Annotated in this window: 21 protein-coding genes; 9 read left to right on the top strand and 12 right to left on the bottom strand. The window is 66.8% G+C overall.

Annotation, left to right across the window (positions count from 1 at the left end; all coding sequences use genetic code 11):
- Positions 1 to 60: 60 nt before the first annotated feature.
- Positions 61 to 693, top strand: coding sequence for a TetR/AcrR family transcriptional regulator (locus A7U43_RS04580; protein ID WP_067991655.1), 633 nt, complete (start codon positions 61 to 63; stop codon positions 691 to 693).
- Between the two features lie 43 nt (positions 694 to 736).
- Positions 737 to 1,939, top strand: a complete 1,203-nt coding sequence (dinB, locus tag A7U43_RS04575; protein WP_067991653.1) for a DNA polymerase IV — start codon at positions 737 to 739, stop codon at positions 1,937 to 1,939.
- A 25-nt stretch (positions 1,940 to 1,964) separates the two neighbouring features.
- On the opposite strand, the gene A7U43_RS04570 is transcribed toward dinB, so the two are convergent.
- Both A7U43_RS04570 and A7U43_RS04565 read right to left on the bottom strand, forming a co-directional pair.
- Complete coding sequence (locus tag A7U43_RS04570; protein WP_067991650.1) at positions 1,965 to 2,975, bottom strand: PHP domain-containing protein; 1,011 nt, start codon at positions 2,973 to 2,975, stop codon at positions 1,965 to 1,967.
- A 29-nt stretch (positions 2,976 to 3,004) separates the two neighbouring features.
- Positions 3,005 to 3,571 carry a TIGR03086 family metal-binding protein gene (locus tag A7U43_RS04565; RefSeq protein WP_335582836.1) on the bottom strand — a complete coding sequence of 189 codons (567 nt, stop codon included), beginning with the start codon at positions 3,569 to 3,571 and terminating at the stop codon, positions 3,005 to 3,007.
- Between the two features lie 102 nt (positions 3,572 to 3,673).
- Between A7U43_RS04565 and A7U43_RS04560 the strand changes: the two genes are divergently transcribed.
- Entirely contained in the window at positions 3,674 to 4,528 is an 855-nt protein-coding gene (locus A7U43_RS04560) for an LLM class F420-dependent oxidoreductase (RefSeq protein ID WP_067991646.1), read from the top strand.
- Between the two features lie 381 nt (positions 4,529 to 4,909).
- On the opposite strand, the gene A7U43_RS04555 is transcribed toward A7U43_RS04560, so the two are convergent.
- Both A7U43_RS04555 and gltB read right to left on the bottom strand, forming a co-directional pair.
- Entirely contained in the window at positions 4,910 to 6,376 is a 1,467-nt protein-coding gene (locus A7U43_RS04555; protein ID WP_067991643.1) for a glutamate synthase subunit beta, read from the bottom strand.
- On the bottom strand, positions 6,369 to 10,943 hold the full coding sequence (gltB, locus tag A7U43_RS04550; protein ID WP_067991640.1) for a glutamate synthase large subunit: 4,575 nt from the start codon (positions 10,941 to 10,943) through the stop codon (positions 6,369 to 6,371). The genes A7U43_RS04555 and gltB overlap by 8 nt, the downstream gene beginning before the upstream one ends.
- Positions 10,944 to 11,443: 500 nt before the next feature.
- On the opposite strand from gltB, the gene A7U43_RS04545 reads away from it, so the two are divergent.
- Together A7U43_RS04545 and aqpZ are read left to right on the top strand one after the other, a co-directional pair.
- Entirely contained in the window at positions 11,444 to 12,253 is an 810-nt protein-coding gene (locus A7U43_RS04545; protein ID WP_067991638.1) for a PaaI family thioesterase, read from the top strand.
- Positions 12,254 to 12,370: 117 nt separating this feature from the next.
- A complete protein-coding gene (gene aqpZ, locus A7U43_RS04540; protein WP_067991634.1) occupies positions 12,371 to 13,144 on the top strand; it encodes an aquaporin Z in 774 nt (257 codons plus the stop codon).
- A gap of 1 nt (position 13,145) precedes the next feature.
- On the opposite strand, the gene A7U43_RS04535 is transcribed toward aqpZ, so the two are convergent.
- From A7U43_RS04535 to A7U43_RS04525, 3 genes are all read right to left on the bottom strand, one after another.
- On the bottom strand, positions 13,146 to 13,688 hold the full coding sequence (locus tag A7U43_RS04535) for a Dps family protein (protein WP_067991631.1): 543 nt from the start codon (positions 13,686 to 13,688) through the stop codon (positions 13,146 to 13,148).
- An 80-nt stretch (positions 13,689 to 13,768) separates the two neighbouring features.
- Entirely contained in the window at positions 13,769 to 14,665 is an 897-nt protein-coding gene (locus A7U43_RS04530; RefSeq protein WP_067991629.1) for a DNA-3-methyladenine glycosylase family protein, read from the bottom strand.
- A gap of 9 nt (positions 14,666 to 14,674) precedes the next feature.
- Complete coding sequence (locus A7U43_RS04525; protein WP_067991626.1) at positions 14,675 to 15,034, bottom strand: DUF427 domain-containing protein; 360 nt, start codon at positions 15,032 to 15,034, stop codon at positions 14,675 to 14,677.
- A gap of 64 nt (positions 15,035 to 15,098) precedes the next feature.
- Between A7U43_RS04525 and A7U43_RS04520 the strand changes: the two genes are divergently transcribed.
- Positions 15,099 to 15,554: an SRPBCC family protein gene (locus A7U43_RS04520; RefSeq protein WP_067991621.1), complete on the top strand. Its 456-nt coding sequence runs from the start codon at positions 15,099 to 15,101 to the stop codon at positions 15,552 to 15,554.
- Positions 15,555 to 15,564: 10 nt separating this feature from the next.
- Here A7U43_RS04520 and A7U43_RS04515 read toward each other — a convergent pair whose 3' ends face one another.
- Positions 15,565 to 16,932, bottom strand: a complete 1,368-nt coding sequence (locus A7U43_RS04515) for an NAD(P)/FAD-dependent oxidoreductase (RefSeq protein ID WP_067991619.1) — start codon at positions 16,930 to 16,932, stop codon at positions 15,565 to 15,567.
- Between the two features lie 75 nt (positions 16,933 to 17,007).
- Here A7U43_RS04515 and A7U43_RS04510 point away from each other — a divergent pair, with 75 nt between their 5' ends.
- Complete coding sequence (locus A7U43_RS04510) at positions 17,008 to 17,475, top strand: DUF4262 domain-containing protein (RefSeq protein ID WP_067991615.1); 468 nt, start codon at positions 17,008 to 17,010, stop codon at positions 17,473 to 17,475.
- A gap of 135 nt (positions 17,476 to 17,610) precedes the next feature.
- Positions 17,611 to 17,787 (top strand): hypothetical protein, encoded by a 177-nt coding sequence (locus A7U43_RS29605; RefSeq protein WP_156525840.1) that lies wholly within the window; start codon positions 17,611 to 17,613, stop codon positions 17,785 to 17,787.
- 15 nt (positions 17,788 to 17,802) lie between these two features.
- On the opposite strand, the gene A7U43_RS04505 is transcribed toward A7U43_RS29605, so the two are convergent.
- From A7U43_RS04505 to A7U43_RS04490, 4 genes are all read right to left on the bottom strand, one after another.
- Positions 17,803 to 18,630 carry a class I SAM-dependent methyltransferase gene (locus A7U43_RS04505; RefSeq protein WP_067991613.1) on the bottom strand — a complete coding sequence of 276 codons (828 nt, stop codon included), beginning with the start codon at positions 18,628 to 18,630 and terminating at the stop codon, positions 17,803 to 17,805.
- 63 nt (positions 18,631 to 18,693) lie between these two features.
- Positions 18,694 to 19,707, bottom strand: a complete 1,014-nt coding sequence (locus tag A7U43_RS04500) for an NAD-dependent epimerase/dehydratase family protein (RefSeq protein WP_067991610.1) — start codon at positions 19,705 to 19,707, stop codon at positions 18,694 to 18,696.
- Positions 19,704 to 20,204 (bottom strand): nuclear transport factor 2 family protein, encoded by a 501-nt coding sequence (locus A7U43_RS04495; protein ID WP_067991607.1) that lies wholly within the window; start codon positions 20,202 to 20,204, stop codon positions 19,704 to 19,706. Before A7U43_RS04495 ends, A7U43_RS04500 begins: the two co-directional genes overlap by 4 nt.
- Positions 20,205 to 20,224: 20 nt before the next feature.
- Entirely contained in the window at positions 20,225 to 20,674 is a 450-nt protein-coding gene (locus A7U43_RS04490; RefSeq protein ID WP_068001889.1) for a hypothetical protein, read from the bottom strand.
- Positions 20,675 to 20,744: 70 nt separating this feature from the next.
- Between A7U43_RS04490 and msrA the strand changes: the two genes are divergently transcribed.
- Positions 20,745 to 21,254, top strand: coding sequence for a peptide-methionine (S)-S-oxide reductase MsrA (gene msrA, locus A7U43_RS04485; RefSeq protein ID WP_067991604.1), 510 nt, complete (start codon positions 20,745 to 20,747; stop codon positions 21,252 to 21,254).

The raw sequence follows: 21,254 nt of genomic DNA, 5'->3' as shown, positions 1-21,254 counted from the left end.
CATGGTGTTGAGCGAGTCAACGGTGTGTTGAGAAAGTCGACACGGTGTTAGGCTGCGGGCGTGACCACCGCCAGCCCGAGTCGCGGCCGCCGGGCCGCCCGCCCCTCCGGCGACGAGCGACAGCAGGCGATCCTGGACACCGCCGCACGGCTCATCCAGCAGCGATCCTTCGCCGATATCTCCGTCGATGACCTGGCCAAGGGCGCGGGCATCTCACGCCCCACGTTCTACTTCTACTTCGCCTCCAAGGAAGCGGTCCTGCTGTCCCTGATGGACCCACTGATCAAGCGCGCCGACACCGGCTTCGACCACGCGATGGACACCATGCCCGCCGAGCCGCACCAGGCCATCCGGCGTGGCATCGAGATCTTCTTCAGTTCCTTCGGGTCCCATCCGGCCACCGCGCGGGCCGGCGCGGAAGCAGTGAACAGCAGCCCGGAGTTCCGCGCGATCTGGGCCGCGCTGATGCAGAAGTGGATCGGCCTGACCGCGGCACTGATCACCGCCGAACGCCAACGCGGAGCGGCGCCGGAGACCCTCCCCGCGCTCGACCTGGCCACCTCGCTGAACCTGATGAACGAGAAGATGATGATGGCGACGCTGGCCGGCGATCGGCCCGCGGTCGACCACGACCGCGTCGTCGACACCCTCACCCACATCTGGCTGACCAGCATCTACGGCAGCGCACCCTAGTTCACCCCGGTCCGATGTCGGACCAGCATGCGAACATACGTTCGTGTCCAGTTCCGGGCAGGCGGATATCCTGCACGCCGATCTCGACTCGTTCTATGCCTCGGTGGAGCAGCGCGATGACCCCACGCTGCGGGGCCGGCCGGTCGTCGTCGGTGGCGGGGTCGTGCTGGCGGCGAGCTACGAGGCGAAGGCCTACGGGGTACGCACGGCGATGGGCGGCGGTCAGGCCCGGCGGCTGTGCCCGCAGGTGATCGTCGTACCGCCGCGGATGCGCGCGTACACCGAGGCCAGCCGGGCGGTCTTCGAGGTGTTTCGGGACACCACTCCCCTCGTCGAGCCGGTATCGGTGGACGAGGCGTTCCTCGATGTCGGCGGCCTCGGCCGGGTCTCCGGCACGCCGGTGCAGATCGGCACCCGGTTGCGTGAACGTGTGCGGGTGGACGTCGGATTGCCGATCACCGTCGGGATCGCGCGCACCAAGTTCCTGGCCAAGGTCGCCAGCCAGGAGGCCAAGCCCGACGGTCTGCTGCTGGTGGAACCGGATCGCGAGCTGGCGTTCCTGCACCCGCTGCCCGTGCGCCGACTCTGGGGTGTCGGCGCCAAAACCGCCGACAAGCTGCGGGTGCACGGCATTCACACGGTGGCCGATGTGGCCGAGCTCAGCGCGACATCGTTGGGTGCGATGGTCGGCCCGGCCATGGGCAGACAGCTGTATGCGCTGGCCCACAACATCGACCGCCGCGCGGTGGCGACCGGGGTCCGACGCCGTTCCGTCGGCGCCCAGCGCGCGCTCGGTCGCGCCGGAAACACGATGTCCGCCTCCGAGATCGACGCCGTGGTGGTCAATCTCGTCGACCGCATCACCCGCCGGATGCGTGCCGCCGGACGCACCGGGCGCACCGTGGTGCTGCGGCTGCGCTTCGACGATTTCGGGCGCGCCTCCCGCTCGCACACCTTGGCGCGGGCCACCGCATCGACCGAAGCCGTGTTGAGTGCCGCCCGCGGGCTGATGGCCGAGGCCACCCCACTGATCGCCGAACGCGGACTGACCCTGGTGGGGTTCGCGGTGTCCAATATCGACCGCGATGGCGCCGCACAGCTGGAACTGCCCTTCGACGCGGGGGACCCGATCGCGCTCGACGCCGCCGTCGACGAGGTCCGGCAGCGGTTCGGCACCGCCGCGGTGACCCGCGGGGTGCTGTTGGGTCGCGATCCGGGACTGGAGATGCCGATGCTGCCCGATTGAGTTCGTTCACGTCATCGACGTGAATTCAATGCGCCCACTCCAGCAGCCGGTCGGCCGACCAGGTGTTGACGATGCGGTCGGCCGGCACCCCGGCGTCCAACGCACGTTGCGCGCCGTAGCCGAGGAAGTCCAGCTGGCCGGGAGCATGGGCATCGGTGTCGATCGAGAAATCGCAGCCGATCTGCAGCGCCAGGTCCAGCAGCCGCGACGGTGGATCACGCCGCTCGGGACGCGAGTTGATCTCCACCGCAACACCGTTGTCGCGACAGGCCGTGAACACCGCCTCGGCGTCGAATGCGGATTCAGGGCGCGTCCCCCGACCCCCTTCCACCAGCCGGCCGGTGCAGTGACCGAGTACGTCGGCCTGGCCGCCGGACACTGCCCGCACCATGCGGCGGGTCATGGCCGCAGCGTCCATCTTCAGCTTCGAGTGCACGCTGGCCACCACGATGTCGAGCCGCTCGAGCAGTTCCGGTTCCTGGTCCAGGGTCCCGTCGTCGAGGATGTCGACCTCGATCCCGGTCAAGATGCGCATTGGCCTAAATCGTTCGCGCAGTTCGTCGATGACATCGAGCTGTCGACGCAGGCGCTCCGGTGAGAGCCCGTTGGCGATGGTCAGCCGCGGTGAATGATCGGTCAGCGCGCAGTATTCGTGACCGAGCGATTGTGCGGTCGCCATCATCTCCTCGATGGGGGCGGATCCGTCGGACCAGTTCGAGTGCAGATGCAGGTCACCCTTGATCGCCGCTCGAATCTCCCCGCCGCCGAGATCGGCTGCCGCCGCGCGCAATTGGACCAGGGTGTCGGGCTCCTGTCCCGCCCAGGCCTGGGCGATCACCTTCGCGGTCTTCGGCCCGATGCCCGGCAGCGACTGCCAGCTGTTGGCCTTGCCGACCTTCTCCCGGTGCTCGGGGGTCATCGCCTCCACCACATCGGCCGCCTTGCGGTAGGCCATCACCCGGCGCGAGTCCTCCCGGGCCCGGTCCTTGTAATAGGCGATGCGACGCAGCGCATGCACGGGGTCGACGGGTTCCATGGGTCAAGTGTGCCCGTGGTGACGCCCGCTCACACCCGGCGCCATGCCGGGTCGCGTCCACTCACGGCGAGCGCACGATCAAAGGCACCCACGTCGGCCCCGACGGTCACCGGCGGGCCGAACAACCCCTCGACCGGGCCACCTGCGGTGAACGTGACCAGGTGGTCCAGCAGCACCGCGGCGGTGTCGTCATCCACGGAGTAGGCCTGGCCGGTGGCGACCGCAATGTCCCAGCCGTGCACCAGCACCTCGGTCAGTGCTACCAGCCCGCACACCTCGCCGGGTAGGTCGACCGCGCCGACGCGGGTCATCCCCGCCCAGGCCTGCGGCGTCTGCCACGCCTCGGCCAAGGCGGCGAGCCGGGCGGGATAGTCCCCGCGCCAGCCTTCGTCGAGCACATAGCCGCCCACACCGGGCGGGCTGTCGGTGAGGTCACCGAGATCCTTGGCCGCCGCGGCCCCGAAAGCCGGTGCCAGTTGCCCGACGTGGGCAACCACTTCACGCACGGACAGTGCCGTGCACGGCGTCGGAGCGTCCAGTTGATCCTCGCGCACGCCGCTGAGCACCGCGGCGGTGCGCGCACTTGCTGTCGTCATGTCGATCATGGACATACCGACCGGCGCCGCCCACCAGATTCATCGCATCGGGCCGTACCCGGCATGCAGGAATTATCGACCGGCGGCACTCGTTTCCCCAGTGTGGACTTTGCCTTCAAAACCTCACCGCAGAACACGACCTGGTCCGACATGCTGGCCATCTGGAAAGCGGCGGACACCATCGACGTCTTTCAGTCCGGCTGGACCTTCGACCACTTCTATCCGATTTTCTCCGACTCCACCGGCCCGTGTCTGGAGGGTTGGACCACGCTGACGGCGTTGGCCCAGGCCACCGAGCGGCTGCGCGTCGGTGTGCTGGTAACCGGTATTCACTATCGGCACCCCGCGGTGCTGGCCAATATGGCCGCCGCGCTGGACATCATCTCGAATGGCCGGCTCGAGCTCGGGATCGGCGCCGGCTGGAACGAGGAGGAGTCCGGCGCCTACGGCATCGAGCTGGGCAGCATCAAGGAACGCTTCGACCGTTTCGAGGAGGCCTGCGAGATCCTCAAGAATCTGCTCAGCCAGGAGACGACCACCTTCGACGGGAAGTTCTACCAGCTCAAGGACGCGCGCAACGAACCCAAGGGCCCGCAGCAGCCGCACCCGCCATTCTGCATCGGCGGCAGCGGCGAGAAGCGCACCTTGAAGATCACCGCGAAGTACGCCGATCACTGGAACTTCGTCGGCGGGCCGCCGGAGGAGTTCGCCCGCAAGCGCGACGTGCTCGCCGCACACTGCGCCGATATCGGCCGGGACCCGAAGGAGATCACCCTGTCGGCGCATATCCGCCTCGGCGAGGACCGGAACTACCGCCGGGTGATCGAGGACGCCATCGCCCTGGGAGCCGAGGGATTGGACCTGGCGATCATCTATCTGCCGCCGCCGTATGACACCGCGGTGCTGGAGCCACTCGCGGAGGCCATCCGGGATTCCGGGCTGCTGACCAGCGCTTAAAACTGACGGTCACGAAATTATTACGATCTGGCAAACGTGCGTCGCGCGGATTCCGAACCGGGATCCGCGCGGCGACGCGCAAGGTCAGTAGCCGAAGCGGAGTAACTCGTCGGGGGTGATCAGGCGCTCGTGCTTAGCTGGGAATTCACGGCACCTGACCGGATGACGGAGCCATGACCAGGCAATTCGACTCACTCGGGACCGTGAAATGGGATTGTTGTACACGGTGAGAACTCCTGCGGTCGGCGAATAGCTGCACCGTGGGGCCACATTACCGTACGACCCCGCCGCAATCATTAGACACCTGTGACGCGGCTAACACCACCAGCCACGCCGATTAAAAATCGGATGTTTCTGGTGTGACTTAAGTTGCTGGTGTGCCTACCGCTGGGGTGCCGCCGTCGGCTCGATCGGGCGGGGCAGCGCCGACTGCCCCATCAGGTAGCGATCCACCCCGGCGGCCGCTGCCCGGCCCTCCGCGATGGCCCATACGATCAGCGACTGGCCCCGGCCCATGTCACCGGCGACGAAGACGCCGGGGATGGTGGTCTGGAAGTCCTTGTCCCGCGCGACGTTGCCGCGTTCGGTGAACTCGACGCCGAGGTCGGTCAGCAGACCTTCCCGTTCCGGTCCGACGAAGCCCATGGCCAGGAAGACGATATCGGCGTCGAGATCGAAATCCGAACCCTGCACCTTCTCGAACTTGCCGGCCTTCATCTCGACCTCGTGCACCTTCAACGAGGTCAGGTGGCCATCGGACCCGACGAACTGCTCGGTGTTCACCGAGAACACCCGTTCGCCGCCCTCTTCGTGCGCCGAGGCCACCCGGAACATCAGCGGGTAGGTCGGCCACGGGGTGGAGTCCGCACGGTGCTCCGGCGGGCGCGGCATGATCTCGAACTGGTGCACGCTCGCCGCCCCCTGGCGGTGTGCGGTGCCCAGGCAGTCCGCGCCGGTATCGCCACCGCCGATGATGACGACCTTCTTGCCCTTGGCGGTGATCGGCGGCTCGCCGTCCGGGCCCGCCACGTCATCGCCCTGCTGCATCCGGTTGGCCCAGGGCAGGTACTCCATGGCCTGATGGATCCCGTCGAGCTCGCGCCCCGGAATCGGCAGATCGCGCCAGGCGGTCGCGCCGCCGGCCAGCACGACAGCGTCGAAGTCCTCGTTCAGTTGCTCGACGGTGACGTCGACGCCGACGTTGACGCCGGTGCGGAACTGGGTGCCCTCGGCCGTCATCTGCTCCAGACGACGGTCGATGTGGCGCTTCTCCATCTTGAACTCGGGGATGCCGTACCGCAGCAGCCCACCGATGCGGTCGGCACGCTCGAACACGGTGACCGAGTGGCCGGCCCTGGTCAGCTGCTGGGCGGCGGCGAGCCCGGCGGGCCCGGATCCGACGACCGCAACCTTCTTCATGGTGCGCACCGTCGGGATCATCGGCGTGACCCAGCCGTTGTCCCACGCGTGGTCGATGATCTCGACCTCGACCTGCTTGATGGTCACCGCATCCTGGTTGATTCCCAGCACACAGGACGCCTCGCACGGCGCCGGGCACAGCCGCCCGGTGAACTCCGGGAAGTTGTTGGTGGCGTGCAGCCGTTCGATGGCATCGCGCCAGCGGTCCCGGTACACCAGGTCGTTCCACTCCGGGATGAGGTTTCCCAGGGGGCAGCCGTTGTGGCAGAACGGAATACCGCAATCCATGCAACGGGAGGCCTGGACCTTGAGGGTCTCCTCGGGGAACTCCTCGTAGACCTCTTTCCAGTCCTTCAGGCGAAGGTCCACCGGCCGGCGGGCCGGGGTCTGGCGGACGGTGTGCTTGAGGAAGCCATTCGGATCAGCCACGAGCGGCCGCCATGATCGCTTCGCTGACGTCCTGACCGGTGGCCTCGGCGTCCGAGATCGCCGTCAGCACCCGCTTGTAGTCACGGGGCATCACCTTCACGAAGTGCGCCTGCTGCGTCGGCCAATCCGCCAGGATCCGCCGGCCGACCGCCGAATCGGTGGCGTCCACATGTGCCACGATCAACTCCCGCAACCCTTCGAGGTCCTCGTCATCCAGTGCGTCAAGATCGACCATCTCTCCGTTGACGTTGCCCGGCAGTTTATGGTCCGGGTCGTACACATAGGCGACGCCACCGGACATACCCGCGGCGAAGTTGCGGCCGGTCCGGCCGAGAATCACCACCCGGCCACCGGTCATGTATTCGCAGCCGTGGTCGCCCACACCTTCGACGACCGCATGGGCACCGGAGTTACGGACCGCGAACCGCTCGCCCACCACACCGCGCAGGTAGGCCTGTCCGCTGGTGGCGCCGAACAGGATGACGTTGCCCCCGATGATGTTGTCCTCGGCGACATAGTCGGCCGGGGCCTTGTCCGAGGGGCGCACCACGATGCGGCCTCCGGAGAGCCCCTTGCCCACATAGTCGTTGGCATCGCCGTACACGCGCAGCGTGATACCGCGCGGCACGAATGCGCCGAAGCTGTTACCGGCCGACCCCTCGAACGTGATGTCGATGGTTCCGTCCGGAAGCCCCTGGCCGCCATAGGCTTTGGTGACTTCGTGACCGAGCATCGTTCCCACGGTGCGATTCACGTTGGCGATCTTGGTGGTGAACCGGACCGGGGTGCCGGAATCCAGCGCCTCGCGGCACTGCACGATCAACTGCTGATCCAGCGCCTTGTCCAGGCCATGGTCCTGCCGCGAACTGCAGTACAGGTCCTGGTTCATGAATGCCGACTCGGGTTCGTGCAGTACTGGGGCGAGATCGAGCTTGTGCGCCTTCCAGTGCTCGGCCGCCCGGGCGGTGTCCAGCACACCCACCTGGCCCACCATCTCGTTGACAGTACGGAAACCCAACTGCGCCATCAGTTCCCGGACTTCTTCTGCGATGAACATGAAGAAGTTCTCCACGAACTCGGGCTTGCCGTTGAAACGCTGACGCAGCACCGGGTTCTGGGTGGCCACGCCCACCGGGCAGGTGTCGAGGTGGCATACCCGCATCATGATGCAGCCCGACACCACCAGCGGTGCGGTGGCGAAACCGAACTCCTCGCCGCCGAGCAGCGCGGCGATGACGACATCGCGACCGGTCTTGAGCTGGCCGTCGACCTGGACGACGATGCGGTCGCGCAGCCCGTTGAGCAGCAGGGTCTGCTGAGTTTCGGCCAGTCCCAGCTCCCAGGGAGCGCCGGCGTGCTTCTGCGAGGTCAGCGGGGTGGCACCGGTGCCGCCGTCATGCCCGGAGATGAGCACCACGTCGGCGTGCGCCTTGGAGACGCCGGCCGCCACGGTTCCGACACCATTTTCCGACACCAGCTTCACGTGGATGCGTGCGCTCGGATTCGCGTTCTTCAGATCGTGGATCAGCTGCGCCAGGTCCTCGATCGAGTAGATGTCATGGTGCGGCGGCGGCGAGATCAATCCGACTCCGGGGGTGGAGTGACGGACCTCCGCCACCCACGGGTACACCTTGTGTCCCGGAAGCTGACCGCCCTCACCGGGTTTGGCGCCCTGGGCCATCTTGATCTGGATGTCGGTGCAGTTCGACAGGTAGTGGCTGGTGACACCGAAGCGGCCGGACGCCACCTGCTTGATGGCGCTGCGGCGCCAGTCGCCGTTCGCATCGGGCTCGAAGCGGTCGACGCTCTCGCCGCCCTCACCGGAGTTGGACCGGCCACCGAGCCGGTTCATGGCGATGGCCAGCGTCTCGTGCGCCTCGGCGGAAATCGAGCCGTAGCTCATCGCACCGGTCGAGAAGCGCTTGACGATCTCACTCGCCGGTTCGACCTCGTCGAGCGGAATCGACTCGCGCTCTTTGAATTTCAGCAGACCGCGCAGCGACGCCATCCGCTCGCTCTGGTCATCGACCAGCTTGGTGTACTCCTTGAAGATCGAGTACTGCCCGGTCCGGGTGGAGTGCTGCAACTTGAACACGGTGTCCGGGTTGAACAGGTGGTACTCGCCCTCACGGCGCCACTGGTACTCGCCACCGACCTCGAGCTCGCGATGCGCCCACTCGTCGGGCCGGTCCAGGTAGGCGAGATCGTGACGGGCCGCCACATCGGCGGCGATGTCGTCGAGGTCTATTCCGCCGGTCGGACAGTGCAATCCGGAGAAGTACTCGTCGAGCACCCGCTGGTTGATTCCGATCGCCTGGAACAACTGGGCGCCGGTGTAGGAGGCCAGGGTCGAGATGCCCATCTTGGACATCACCTTCAGTACACCCTTGCCGGCGGCCTTGACGTAGTTGGCCTTGGCCTGGTCGCTGGACAAACCGGTGATCACGCCGCGGTCGATCATGTCGTCGATGGACTCGAAGGCCATGTACGGGTTGATCGCCGCCGCGCCGAAGCCACACAGCATCGCCATGTGGTGCACCTCGCGGGCATCCCCGGATTCGACGACGAGACCGACCTGGGTGCGGGTGCGCTCGCGGACCAGGTGATGGTGCACCGCCGCCACCGAGAGCAGCGACGGGATCGGCGCCAGCCACTCGTTGGACTCGCGGTCACTCAGCACGATGATGCGGGCACCGTTGCGGATGGCCTGGGACACCTTGGTGCGGACGTCCTCAAGGGCGCGGCGCAGGCCGGCACCGCCGTCGGCCACCGGGAACAGACAGCTGACCACGGCGGCGCGCATACCGTGCTTGCGCCCGCGGATCTCGTGGTCGGGATCGACGTCGATGAGCTTGGACAGGTCGGCGTTGCGCAGGATCGGCTGCGGAAGCACGATCTGGCGGCACGAGTTCTCGTCCGGGTTGAGCAGGTCACCCTCGGGGCCGACGGTGCCCTGCAGGCTGGTCACCACCTCTTCCCGGATGGCGTCCAGCGGCGGGTTGGTCACCTGGGCGAAGAGCTGCTGGAAGTAGTCGTAGAGCATCCGGGGCCGCTGGGACAGCACGGCGATCGGGGTGTCGGTGCCCATCGAGCCGAGCGCCTCGGCGCCGCTGCGCGCCATCGGCGCGACCAGCAGGTTGAGCTCCTCGTAGGTGTAGCCGAACGCCTGCTGACGCGCCACCACCCGGTGGTGCGGCATCTTGACGTACTTGCCCGGCGGCAGCTCATCGACGTGGAACAGCCCACCGTCGAGCCATTCCTGATAGGGATGGGCTGCGGCCAGCTCGGATTTGATCTCCTCGTCGGAGACGATGCGGCCCTGCGCGGTGTCCACCAGGAACATCCGGCCGGGCTGCAGGCGGATGCGCTGCACGACGGTGGACGGATCCAGGTCGAGCACCCCGGCCTCCGACGCCATCACGACCAGCCCGTCGCTGGTGACCCACACCCGGGAGGGGCGTAGTCCGTTTCGGTCCAGCACGGCGCCGATCACGGTGCCGTCGGTGAAGCACACCGAGGCCGGTCCGTCCCAGGGCTCCATCAACGACCCGTGGTACTGGTAGAACGCCCGCAGCGCGGGGTCCATGTCCTCGTTGCGCTCCCACGCCTCCGGGATCATCATCAGCACCGCATGCGCGATGCTGCGCCCGCCCAGGTGCAGCAGTTCCAGGACCTCGTCGAATCGCGCGGTGTCCGAGGCGCCCGGGGTGCAGACGGGGAAGATCTTGTTCAGGTCGTTGTGGTAGCCGAACACGTCGGTGTGGATGAGCGCCTCGCGGGCCTTCATCCAGTTCTCGTTGCCGGTGACCGTGTTGATCTCACCGTTATGTGCCACGCGGCGGAACGGGTGCGCCAGCGGCCAGGACGGGAAGGTGTTCGTCGAGAACCGCGAGTGCACGATGCCGAGCGCGCTGGTCAGGCGCTCGTCCTGCAGGTCGAGGTAGAACGCCCGCAGCTGCGGGGTCGTCAGCATGCCCTTGAAGACGAAAGTCTGACCGGAAAGGCTTGGGAAGTAGACGGTTTCCCGACCCGGTCCATCCTGGCCGGGACCCTTGGTGCCCAGTTCGTGCTCGGCACGCTTGCGGATCACGAAGGCACGGCGTTCCAGGTCCATGCCCGACGCACCGGCGATGAACACCTGCCGCAGGGTCGGCATCGCGTCGCGGGCCAGCGCACCCAACGACGAGTCGTCGTGCGGGACATCACGCCACCCGAGCAGCTGCAGCCCCTCGGCCTCGACGATCTTGGCGACCGCCTCACAGGCCAGAGTGGCGTCGCGGGCGGACTGCGGCAGGAAGGCGATGCCGGTGGCATAGCTGCCCTCTGGGGGCAGTTCGAAGTCCACCACCGCACGCAGGAACGCGTCGGGCACCTGGAGCAGAATTCCCGCGCCGTCGCCGGTGTTCGGCTCGGCGCCCGCGGCACCGCGGTGCTCCAGGTTCAACAGCGCGGTGATCGCCTTGTCGACGATGTCGCGGCTGCGCCGGCCGTGGATATCGGCGACCATGGCCACACCACAGGAGTCGTGCTCGTATACGGGGTTGTACATCCCCTGCTTGGGCGCCATTCGCACCTGACCCTTTACTCTCAAGCCTGCGTGCAGCTTCGTCTACTGCCTGCTGTCACCAGCGGCACCCGGCGGTCACCGGCTCGGCGATCGCGGTGCCTTCGTGCAGCACTGAACGACGGATTTGTCCCGCTCGCCACAAGTGCCCAAAACGATATGACAAACACCGGGTGACGTGCCAACTTAGCCACACCTAACTAGACCACCCCCGGCGCCGTTGCCGATCCGGGCACCCCGGTGCCCACACCTGGGCAATGTCGTTGTCGGCGAACCAGTTTCGCGCACCTGCAACCGCGATGTCGGCAGCCCGGCTCAGCACCGCCAAACGAGACCCTCGTCACATTGATTTGCCATATGTTGCTCGGCACGGCAATGAACTGGTACTACGAACGTTCAATAGTTTGCTGAAAGCCTAGTCAGATTCTTAGAGACCACACTTTTCCCATGTTGGATACCCCGCGGGGGTACACGCCCGCGGCAATGGCACGAAGCTGGACCCGATGGCATATCCGCAGACCACCCCGCCCGGACGCTTCGGCATCATCAATGTCGAGAGCGGACCGTCCCGATATGCCGCCACCATGCCGCTCGACGGCCTGCGCAACCCGGTCACCGGTGCGCCCACCCTGGCGCCGCTGGCGATCCTCGTCGACCACATCGCCGGCTTCGCCAACCACGACCGGCGCCCGCAGGACCATTGGACGGTGTCCAGCGAGCTCGCCATGGAGTTCGCGCCGGGCGCACAGTCGACCATCGCCGAGGAACCGGCGGCCCCGGTGCTCGCGGTGAGCCGGCCCGTCGGCGCCGCCGGCGCGACCTCGCTGTCGGAGTGCCTGCTGACCCACCGCGGCATCGAGATCGGGCTGGCGACGGTGCGCACGTTCTACATCACCGCGGCCGTCCATGTACCGGGTGCCTTCGAGCAACCCGTCGAACCGGTCGAACCACTACCCACGGACCTCGCCGAGCTGATGGCCGTGGAGGTTGCCGAATCCGGCGGGACCGCCGTCGTGCTGTGTCAGAACGAGCACTCCGCGGTGAACAACACCCTGGGCGCCGTCCACGGCGGCGTGGCCGCCGCCGGACTGGAGTTGGCCGCCTCGGCCGCGTTGAACGCCGACCGGCCCGACACACCGCTGCTCACCGCATCGCTGCGGGTCAATTACCTGCGCCGGCTCACCGGTGGCGGTCACGCGCATTACACGGCGACACCACTGCATGCCGGGCGCAGCAGCGGCGTCGCCGAGGCCCACGGCATCGGCGACGACGGCAAGCTGGCGTTGACGGCCCGCATCACCGCGTACCGCTGACAACTTCTGCGTCACCGTTGGGCCAAAATTCGGTGACAAGAATTCCCGTGGCCGTTTCCGACCGGCGAATCGTGGGACTCTCAGCTGGCAAGCACGCCTCCGGCGAAGGGCAGCACCATGAAGACTCCCACGTTGTCGCACAGGTTGGCCGCCGAATTCATCGGCACATTCTGGCTTGTCCTCGGCGGGTGCGGCAGCGCGGTCTTCGCGGCCAAGTTCGTCACCGATGAGGGCGTGTCTCTCGGGATCGGATTCCTCGGCGTCTCACTGGCTTTCGGCTTGACGGTGCTCACCGGTGTGTACGCCTTCGGCACCATCTCGGGCGGTCACTTCAACCCGGCCGTCACGCTGGGCGCCGCGCTGGCCAAACGCGTCGAATGGTCCGCTGTGCTGCCGTACTGGATCATCCAGGTGATCGGCGGCATCGTCGCCGGCGCGGTGATCTACATGGTCGCCGGCGGCAAGGAGGGCTGGACGGCCACCGGGAACATGGCGGCCAACGGATTCGGTGAGCACTCCCCCGGGGGTTACTCACTGCTCGCAGTGCTCATCACCGAGATCGTGCTCACCTTCATCTTCCTGCTGGTGATCCTCGGCTCCACGGACGACCGGGCGCCGAAAGGCTTCGCGGGCTTGTCGATCGGGCTCACCCTCACCCTGATCCACTTGGTCTCGATTCCGATCTCGAACACCTCGGTCAACCCGGCCCGATCCACCGGGGTCGCGTTCTTCAACGGCGACGGTGCACCGATCCAGCTGTGGCTGTTCTGGATTGCCCCACTGGTCGGTGCCGCCGTCGCCGGTGTCGTCTACCCGTTCCTGTTCGGCAGCGCCGAAGAACTCGCCGACCGCCCCGTGCGCGATGACGCGTTGGAATCGCGCACGGACTGAGTCAGTTTCGAGCCTCGTTGGCGGCGCCCTTCTCGGTGGTCGCTCCCTCGTGGGCAAGCTGGCCTCCCGCGCTCTCCAGGTGCGCCCGGACGAACCACTGGAACTTTTCCATCTCGCCGGCATGCCCGATGAGCATGTCCTGGGACACGAGGTCGATATCGTCGAGCCGCTCGATGGACTTGCGGGTGTCCTCGATGATGCCGGTGTAGACCAGATCGAGTGCGGCCAGGTGTGCCTGAACGTTGTCGCGCCCGACCGAGTAGTCATCCCATGTCCGGTCGTTGATGATCGCGCCGGGCGTGCCCAGCGGGGAAGCGCCCAGTGCCGCAATGCGTTCGGCGACCTCATCGGCGTAGCCACGGACGAGGTCGACCTGCGGGTCGATCATCTCGTGCACGCCGATGAAGTTGGGCCCGACCACGTTCCAGTGCACGTGCTTGAGCGTCAGATGCAGGTCGTTGTAGCGGCTCAGCTGCTTCTGCAGCAACTCGGCGACCTCGGCACCCTGCTTGTCGGAGAGGCCGGGGATGGTGAAGGTGGTCATGGTGGCTCCTTGTGTATCGCCGTCTTTGCGTCGTCTGACTCAACCCGATCCATACCCAGGGACGCCGATCGGTAATCAACTCAGAGCGCACGCAGGTTCGGTATCGCCTGACGCGGGCCGCGACGTTGGCGTATCGCGAGCCCGCTGACTTCCAGTAAGCGGACCGCCCGGTGCCGGTGCGGGCGCACCGGCTCCAGCAACTCCACCATCTCGGCGTCATCGATCGGTCGGCCCAGCACGCTCAACCCGACCACCTTGGCCAGGTGATAGTCGCCGACCGAGAGCGCATCGGCGTCACCGAACGCACGCTGCATCGTTTCGGCCGCCGTCCATACCCCGACCCCGGGCAGCGATGTCAGACCTGCGGCCGCTGTGGCCGGCTGCAACCGCTCCAGTGCGTCGGCGCGTTGCGCGCAGCCGACCACGGTGCGCGCCCGGCCGGGATCGACGTTGGCGAGATGGAACTCCCAGGACGGAATGCGCCGCCACACCTCGGCCGTCGGCGGCACGCGCATGCCCGCCGGCGCCGGACCGGGTGCGGGTGCACCGTATTTGGTGGTGAGTAACCGCCACGCCCGGAACGCGTCCTTGCCGTATACCCGCTGCTCGAGCACCGCCGGTATCAACGCCTCCAGCACCCGGCCGGTGCGGCCCAGACGCAGGTGGGGCACCCGCCGATGGGCTTCGGCGATTGTCGGTTCGGCCGGGGCGAAACCCGACGGGTCGTCCTCGCTGCCCAGCAGTGCAGCGAATCCGTCCAAGAACTCGGCGGCGCCGGGACCCCACGCCTCGCATTCCACGGTGTCGGGTGCCGTCTTGCGAATCCGCGCGGTTACCGCACCGGTGCGCGTCATGGAGGTGCGCCAGGTGTCCCCGGCGACCACCTGGAAGCACGGGTCACCCCCGCCGCGGCGCAACGGGGACAACGTGAGCCCGGGACTCACGGGTCCGCCGAAGGTCACCGACGCGGTGGGCATCCGACCAATCTAGGCCAACGAGATGTGTGCCTTGTCCGGGTAGAAGGCGACTTTGCCGGCGATATCGGCGACGGCGGGGTAGGGCCGCTCATAGGTCCAGATCGCGTCCGGCACATCGGCGACTTGGTAGTAACTCGCCTCACCCTTGTACGGGCAGTATGTGGTCGTCTCGCTGCGCTGAAGGGCCGACGCCAGCACGTCGGCCAGCGGGATGTAGTACACCGGCGGATACGTGCTTTCCTGCAGGGTCACCGCGCGGTCCGATTCGGCGACGATCAGCCCGTTCACCGTGACCGTGACCTTCCCGCCGGTCGGGGTCACGGTGATCGGATGTTCGGCGGTCGGCTGGCGGACGGGGCGCTCGCTCATGCGGGATGCAACGCCGTCCCAGATCCAGTGATTCCCGACACCTCCTGGTCGCTACGATCGGCCCATGAACGCTCCCATTACCGCATCCGTGACCGTCGCAGCCGACCCGGCGCAGGTGTACGCGCTGATCACCGATCTGCCAACGATGGCATCGCTGGCCGAGGAAGCTCACGCCATGCGGTGGACGAAGGGCACGTCGGCCGCGCCCGGAGCGGTGTTCAAGGGCGAGAACCGCAACGGCTCGAAGTCCTGGACCACCACCTGCACCGTCACCGACGCGGTGCCGCCGTCGACCTTCGCATTCGACGTGAAATCGGCGGTCTTCCCGGTCGCGCACTGGCGCTACGACATCACCCCGACCGACGGTGGATGCACCGTGACCGAGTCGACGTGGGACCGCCGTGCCGGTTGGTTCAAGAAGATCGCGGGCCTGGCCACCGGGGTCAGCGACCGCGACAGCGCCAACGCCCAGCACATCCAGGCCACGCTCGAGCGGCTCAAGGCACGCGCCGAAAGTTAGGCGGGTCCGCTCAGGGCTTGCGCGTGATGACGTCCGCGACCCTGGCGATGGGTGAGGTTGTGCGGCGGCCGTTGGCTTCGTGGCGATCGGCGAGCTTGTAGGCGATATAGAGGCCGCGCACCCCGAGCCAGCGCATCGGTTCGGGTTCCCAATTCCGCGACTGGTGACCGACCCACGGCAGTTCGGTGATCGGAGTGTTCCGAGCCAGGACCAGATCGGCCAGGGTTCGGCCGGCGAGGTTCGTCGCGGTCACTCCGTGCCCGACGTAGCCGCCGGCCCAGCCCAGACCGGTGGTGCGGTCCAGGGCGACACCGGCTTCCCAGTCGCGCGGCACCGCCAGCACGCCGCACCAGCCGTGCGCGATGGGGATGTCGCGCACCTGCGGCAATATCGAATGCAGGACCTCGGTCAACAGGCGGATGGTGCGCGCGGGCACCTGCCCGTCCCGATCGGTGCGTGACCCGAACCGGTACGGCACACTGCGCCCGCCGATGGCGATGCGATCATCGACGGTGCGCTGCGCATAGAAGAATCCGTGCGCCGTGTCGCCGATGGTTTCACGGCCCTGCCAACCGATTTCGTCCCAGATTCGAGCGGGAATCGGGTCGGTGGCGATCATCGAGCTGTTCATCGGCAGCCAGCGCCTGCGCAGGCCGGGCAGCGCCGGGGTGAAACCCTCGGTGGCCCGCAGCACGATAGGTGCGCGCACGGTACCCGTCCTGGTGACGGCCCTGCCCGGCTGGATCTCGACGACCGCGGACTGTTCGTGGATGGTGACGCCAAGGCGCTCGACAGCCTCGGCCAGCCCTGCGGCCAGGGCTGCCGGCTGGATCCGTGCGCAGTCCCTGCTGTGATAGGCCGAGACCAGGCCGTCGATGTTGATCCGTTGCGCAGCTTGCTCTTTGGTCAGTTCGGTGACGTCGTTGCACCAGCGGCGCTCCTCGGCGACACTGGCTGCCAGCCGCGCCGCCTGCGCGGGGTTGCGGGCGATCTCCAGGTTGCCGCCCTTGACCGCGCCCGCGTCGATACCTTCACTCTCAGCCACCGCGATGACCTCGTCGACGGACTGGTTGAGTGCCCGCTGCCAGGCGAGAACCTTGTCGCGGCCATAGGTTTTCGCCATCCGGTTGCGGTCGCCGGGAACGAGCCCGGACAGCCATCCGCCGTTGCGGCCGGACGCGCCGAAGCCGGCGAAGCGCGCCTCAAGGACGGTGATCCGCAACGATGGGTCGGCCTTCTTGAGGTAGTAGGCCGTCCACAGACCGGTGTATCCGGCACCGACGATGCAGACATCGGCGTCACGGTCGCCGGGCAGCCGCGGCCGCAGCGAGGGCATTTTGTCGAACCAGTGCGAGACACGACCGTTGATGGTGGACACCCGGCGATTCTGTCAGGTCGGCATGTCGGTGGTGCGGCGCATGGTGGTGCCAAGTACCGACGAAAGGAGCACACCATGTGCTGGCAATGCGATCACCCGGGGGCCACCCGGCAGGACTACCTCGACGAGCTGCGGGGACTGGTCATGAAGAACGGCTGGGCGGTGCAGTACGTCGAAGCCGACCCGCCATTCGCGTACACGGTCGGGCTCAGCGGGGCCGGCCTGCCCGAACTGCTCATCACCGGCCTTCCGCCCGCCCGGTCCATGCTGCTGCTCAACGAGATGGCGCACTACATGGTGCACGAGGTCGAGCCCGCGCCCGGCGACACCATGACGTTTCCGGACGGTTCGGGTGCCGAGTTCGTCGAGGTGACCCACCCGGACGTCCACATGGGATGGGCGGTGGCGTTCCGCAGCGGCCCGATCCGGGGACTGCAGATCGCCTGGCGAGACGAACGCGGACACTCGCCGTGGTGCCCCGACTTCAACAGCGGGGGTCGGCGGCAGCCGGTTCTCGGGACGCGGGGACCGGTCGACACCTGACGGTTCGACGTCCGAAGAGCTCACCTATGAGCGACTTTCGAGCGACGGCTGAGTCCCACAATTTTCTTTGGACTCTTTGACCACTGGTGTCACTTTCTGGGCTGTTTCGTCGGTGACCGCTCATATGTTCGATGCATGGACAGCGATGTGGCCGAAGGTCGGGAGGCGGTGCAACTCGGCTGGACCAACACCATCGACAAAGAGACCAGCCGCGTGCACTGGCACCCGCCACCCCTGATGAACACCGGCGGCGACACCCTCAACCACCACTTCCACCGGCGACGAACTCTTCCCACCACAAGCCGACGGTAACGCCCCGTGACTGCCTCAAAACGAATAGCGATGGTACTGCGCCATATAACGCAATGCCGGCACCCTCGACATGGCGTTGGCCAGCAGCCGATAGGCCGGGCGCACCAGATCGAAGGCCACAGTGTCGAACGGCGACATCCACGCCAGCAGCCGGGTGCCGGGCACGGCAGAGAGGATGTCATCGGGACCGTTGATCGCCCAGCGCAGGGTGGCACCCGAACGTCGCACCACCGAATTGGTCCACTGGGATCTGATGCCCAGCGAATTGAACGCATCGAATTGCAATTCCCCTGTGCCGCAGTGCTCGACGATTCTGTTCAGCAGATCGAGACCATCAGCCTCGGACAGGTACATCGTCAAACCCTCACCAAGGGCCAGTACCGGCGCACCGATCGGGATGTCGTGCAGCCAAGCCGGATCGGTGACCGAGGCCGCCACCACGTGATGGCCTTCGCCACCTCCCGGAAGCAGCCGCCCGCGCAACTCGGCGACCTCCGGGTAGTCGATGTCGTACCACTGCACGTCCGGTCCCGGCGCCACCCGGAGATATCTACTGTCCAGGCCACAACCGAGATGCAGCACAGTGGCTTTCGGGTGGAGCGCCAGAAACTGACGGACCCAGGTGTCGAAATGTGCCGACCGGGTGGTGACGGCCGGGGACCTCCGCGCAGTGATGGTGGTCTGTGTCCAGTCGAAGTCGATACCGGCCACGGTGTCCTTGGCCCAGCGGTCGTTGAGGATCGGATGCGGCAGATCAGCGTCCAGGGCCCTCGCGTACAGCGTCGCCAGCATGGTTTGCGGTGCGCCCGTGAGGTCCACGCGCACATGGTCATCAGCGGTCATGCATCACCACGGTAGTCCGACAACCCGCACGCGCCGGTCGTTGAACGCCGCGGGGCGTGGTGTTCAGCCCACGGTTTTGCGTTTGGACTTGCGCAGCCCCACCCAGAACCGGGCCGCCTCTCGAATGCTCTCTTCGACCGGGGTTGGGTGCCAACCGAGTTCGCGCATCGCCTTGCCGTGATCGACCGGCGCTTCCGCGCGCATCAGCCGCAGTGACGCCAGGGACAGCCGCTCGTCCGTGCGGCGCAGCCGTCCCTTGATCGTGCCCATCGCGGCGAGCAGGTAGGTCACCGGTAAGGGTATCGACCGGGCCGGCGCCGGAACACCGGCCGTCTCGGCCGCGATGCGGGCCACCTCGGCGTTGCTGATCATCTTGTCCGAGATCAGGTATCGCTGCCCCACCCGTCCCTTCTCGGCGGCCAGGATCAGCGCCCGGGCGGCATCGTTGACACCCACCGCTTCCAGTTCGATACCACGCATCACGAATGGCAGCTTGCCGAAGGCGGCGCCGGCGATGATCGCGCCGTGCGGAGTACGGCCCCAATCGGTGCCGCCGTAGGTGGTCGACACGCACATCGCGACTGCCGGCAGGCCACGTTCCCGTGCGTACTGCAACACCATCTTCTCGGCCTGCACGCGGGACCGCACGTAGGGTGTCAGCTTCCGCTCGTCGGCGATGTCCTCCTCGGTGGACACCCGGCCGCGCCGGCGGCCCACGGTGGCGTAGCTGCTGGTGAAGACAAATTTCTTTAGACCCGAAAGGATCTCGGGGCGTACCGCGATGTCCAGCACGTGCCGGGTGCCCTCGACATTGGTGTGGAACAGCGGTGCCGGATCGCGCAGCCAACCGCGGGTGTCCACCACGCAGTAGTAGATGACATCGACGCCGGTCATCGCCGCGGTCAGTACCTCGTCGTCCCAGATATCGCCGATGAAGCGCTGCACGTCGAGATCGTCGATGCCGATGGTGTTGGCGCCCTCACGCACCATCACCCGGACGTCTTGCCCATCGGCCACCAACTGGCGCACCACGTGCGAACCGAGGTAACCGTTGGCGCCTACGACGAGGGCCCTCATCGGGCCATGCCCTTCATCCACTCCGCCGCTTCGTCGTCGAGTGTGCCGAGTTCCTGCGCCTTCTTGCACCATTTCATCGCCGCGGACAGGAACCTCAACGGGTTGTAAACGTCCTCCTGCCGCCGCCAGAGCCCGTCACCGGCGTAGGTGAGGATCGATATGTTGGTGGCGCTGATGATGGTGCCGTCGCCGGGATCGCGCATCGGGTTGTCGAGCTCACAGATCACCCGCGACGTGGATTCGTCGATGACCGTCCACAGCGCCGGGAACGCCGTCATGTGATTTCCGGGGAAGCTCTCCATGGTCTTCCAGATCCACGGACGCACCTCGTCGCGGCCGTGCATCGTGCCCGCCGCGTGCTCCACATATTCGACATCGACGGTGTACTGGTCCACCCAGGGATCCCAGTTCCGGGTGCGGGCCGCCTCGGCGACCGTCTGCTCGAATGTCGCGAATGCATCTGCCAATTCATCCCGGGTGAACAGCCTGCTCGTCACGACACAAACTAGAACACGTTCTACCTGGGTTTGTCGAGGGTCGAACCCGCGGCCAGTACCACTCGGTCACCGAGCGGTTCGTCCAGCGCGATGTCCAGCGTGCCCGGCACGGCGAGCGTGATGCACATCCGCCCGATGGCCTCCGGCGGCACACCACCGTCGAGATTGACCATGACATCCTCGGCGGTCTCCTGCACAGTGGCGTGCACGCCGAAGCATTCCGCGGGCCCCGCGGTGAAGTTGACGGACAGCCCGTCGCCGGTGCGCGACCACGACTCGACCGCGGTGACATGCGGATTGAGGATCATCGGATTCCCGGCGAACACCGTGCGCCACTGGTCGGCGGGTACCTCGGGTGGGGTGTCGACGGGGGGTACCGGCGGATCGGCGGAGGCCGACGGCACCGCGGTGGTCAGAAATCCGCCGACCAGGATTAACCCGGCGTGTGCTGCGGTTACAGCTCTACGCATGGGCTCCACCGTAGCGGCGGAGCACAATGGATGCTGACCGACTATGTGACTGCTGAAGGAGTGATGGCGCATGAGCGACAACCAGAAGGCGATCCTGGCCGGCGGCTGCTTCTGGGGTATGCAGGACCTGATCCGCAAGCAGCCCGGTGTGGTCTCCACCCGGGTGGGCTACACCGGCGGGCAGAACGACCATGCCACCTACCGCAACCACCCCGGTCACGCGGAGGCCATCGAGATCCTGTTCGATCCGACCCAGACCGACTACCGGTCGTTGTTGGAGTTCTTCTTCCAGATCCACGATCCGTCCACCAAGAACCGTCAGGGCAACGATGTCGGATCCAGCTACCGTTCGGCGATCTTCTACGTCGATGAGGATCAGAAGGCGGTGGCGCTGGACACCATCGCCGATGTCGACGCATCCGGTCTGTGGCCCGGCAAGGTCGTCACCGAGGTCGTACCCGAAGCTCCCTTCTGGGAGGCCGAGCCCGAGCATCAGGACTATCTGGTGCGCTATCCCACCGGGTACACCTGCCACTTCCCGCGCCCGGGCTGGAAGCTCCCCAAGCGCGCCGAGGTCTAG

It is taken from the genome of Mycobacterium adipatum, assembly GCF_001644575.1.
Taxonomy (GTDB): Bacteria; Actinomycetota; Actinomycetes; order Mycobacteriales; family Mycobacteriaceae; genus Mycobacterium; species Mycobacterium adipatum.
The sequence above is the reverse complement of the archived record's forward strand: the minus strand, read 5'-3'. Positions and strand labels throughout refer to the sequence as shown.

Coding starts and splice junctions, on each gene's coding strand:
- gltB (WP_067991640.1), bottom strand. CDS start 10,943: ATGGCGCCCAAGCAGGGGATGTACAACCCCGTATACGAGCACGACTCC.
- A7U43_RS04505 (WP_067991613.1), bottom strand. CDS start 18,630: ATGACCGCTGATGACCATGTGCGCGTGGACCTCACGGGCGCACCGCAA.
- A7U43_RS04545 (WP_067991638.1), top strand. CDS start 11,444: ATGGCATATCCGCAGACCACCCCGCCCGGACGCTTCGGCATCATCAAT.
- A7U43_RS04525 (WP_067991626.1), bottom strand. CDS start 15,034: ATGAGCGAGCGCCCCGTCCGCCAGCCGACCGCCGAACATCCGATCACC.
- A7U43_RS04520 (WP_067991621.1), top strand. CDS start 15,099: ATGAACGCTCCCATTACCGCATCCGTGACCGTCGCAGCCGACCCGGCG.
- A7U43_RS04570 (WP_067991650.1), bottom strand. CDS start 2,975: ATGGAACCCGTCGACCCCGTGCATGCGCTGCGTCGCATCGCCTATTAC.
- A7U43_RS04535 (WP_067991631.1), bottom strand. CDS start 13,688: ATGACCACCTTCACCATCCCCGGCCTCTCCGACAAGCAGGGTGCCGAG.
- A7U43_RS04510 (WP_067991615.1), top strand. CDS start 17,008: ATGTGCTGGCAATGCGATCACCCGGGGGCCACCCGGCAGGACTACCTC.
- A7U43_RS04500 (WP_067991610.1), bottom strand. CDS start 19,707: ATGAGGGCCCTCGTCGTAGGCGCCAACGGTTACCTCGGTTCGCACGTG.
- aqpZ (WP_067991634.1), top strand. CDS start 12,371: ATGAAGACTCCCACGTTGTCGCACAGGTTGGCCGCCGAATTCATCGGC.
- A7U43_RS04565 (WP_335582836.1), bottom strand. CDS start 3,571: ATGACGACAGCAAGTGCGCGCACCGCCGCGGTGCTCAGCGGCGTGCGC.
- A7U43_RS04490 (WP_068001889.1), bottom strand. CDS start 20,674: ATGCGTAGAGCTGTAACCGCAGCACACGCCGGGTTAATCCTGGTCGGC.
- A7U43_RS29605 (WP_156525840.1), top strand. CDS start 17,611: ATGGACAGCGATGTGGCCGAAGGTCGGGAGGCGGTGCAACTCGGCTGG.
- A7U43_RS04530 (WP_067991629.1), bottom strand. CDS start 14,665: ATGCCCACCGCGTCGGTGACCTTCGGCGGACCCGTGAGTCCCGGGCTC.
- msrA (WP_067991604.1), top strand. CDS start 20,745: ATGAGCGACAACCAGAAGGCGATCCTGGCCGGCGGCTGCTTCTGGGGT.